Origin of the sequence: Streptomyces sp. T39 (genome assembly GCF_008042045.1) — a bacterium.
Taxonomy (GTDB): Bacteria; Actinomycetota; Actinomycetes; order Streptomycetales; family Streptomycetaceae; genus Streptomyces.
Genome location: NZ_RDBP01000120.1, coordinates 1 through 1,013, shown reverse-complemented (window position 1 = coordinate 1,013; position 1,013 = coordinate 1). Strand labels below are relative to the sequence as shown.

Annotated in this window: 1 protein-coding gene and 1 pseudogene; one reads left to right on the top strand and one right to left on the bottom strand. The window is 75.2% G+C overall.

Annotated elements, in window-relative coordinates:
* Positions 1–37 precede the first annotated feature (37 nt).
* Positions 38–928 (top strand): bifunctional DNA primase/polymerase, encoded by an 891-nt coding sequence (locus EAO77_RS35725; RefSeq protein WP_261994302.1) that lies wholly within the window; start codon positions 38–40, stop codon positions 926–928.
* Here the strand turns inward: EAO77_RS35725 and EAO77_RS41590 are convergent.
* Positions 903–959, bottom strand: a pseudogene (locus tag EAO77_RS41590) (hypothetical protein); the annotation flags it as partial. The gene EAO77_RS35725 and the pseudogene EAO77_RS41590 sit on opposite strands and share 26 nt — an antisense overlap.
* Positions 960–1,013 lie beyond the last annotated feature (54 nt).

Here is a 1,013-nt window from a genome sequence, read left to right as displayed (position 1 = left end):
CCTTCCCTTCTTCGAACGCATGTACGAAAATGGTTCCATGGCCATCACCGACCGGCAGACCGCCACCCTGGCCCTCGCCCACGCGCTCTCGGCAGCCGAGCGCGGGCTCCCCGTCATCCCGCTGTCCGCGAACAAGCTCCCGGCCCTGCGCTCCCCCCACCGGGGCGAGCCCGAACCCTTCGCCTGCCGCGGCGAGTGCGGCAGGCCCGGCCACGGTGTGCACGACGCCACCCGCGACCCCGCCGCCGTGCGCGCCCTCTTCGCCGCGGCCCCCTGGGCCACCGGCTACGGGATCGCCTGCGGCCGCCCGCCGCACCGGCTGATCGGCATCGACCTCGACGTCAAGGCGGAGACGGACGCGACGGCGGAACTGCGGCACCTCGCCCTGGAGCACCTGTTCACCGTCCCGGAGACCGTCACCGTCCTCACCCCGAGCGGCGGCCGCCACCTCTGGCTGACCGGCCCGCCCGGGGTGACCGTCCCCAACTCCGCGAGCCGGCTCGCCCCGGGCATCGACGTCCGCGGCGCCGGCGGCTACCTCGTCGGCCCAGGCTCCGTCACCGCCCAGGGCGCCTACCGCCTAGCACCCGGCACCGCGGGCCTGCCTCCCGCGCCGTTCCCGGAGGAGGAGACATGGCCGGCCACCGTCCCGTCCGTCCCGCCGGCCGCGCCCCGCCCCTTCCCCCCTTCCCTTCTTCGAACGCATGTACGAAAATGGTTCCATGGCCATCACCGACCGGCAGACCGCCACCCTGGCCCTCGCCCACGCGCTCTCGGCAGCCGAGCGCGGGCTCCCCGTCATCCCGCTGTCCGCGAACAAGCTCCCGGCCCTGCGCTCCCCCCACCGGGGCGAGCCGGCTCGCGGAGTTGGGGACGGTCACCCCGGGCGGGCCGGTCAGCCAGAGGTGGCGGCCGCCGCTCGGGGTGAGGACGGTGACGGTCTCCGGGACGGTGAACAGGTGCTCCAGGGCGAGGTGCCGCAGTTCCGCCGTCGCGTCCGTCTCCGCCTTGAC

What these genes read in the sequence shown, in the direction of transcription:
- EAO77_RS35725 (WP_261994302.1), top strand. Translation starts at nt 38, where the DNA reads ATGGCCATCACCGACCGGCAGACCGCCACCCTGGCCCTCGCCCACGCG.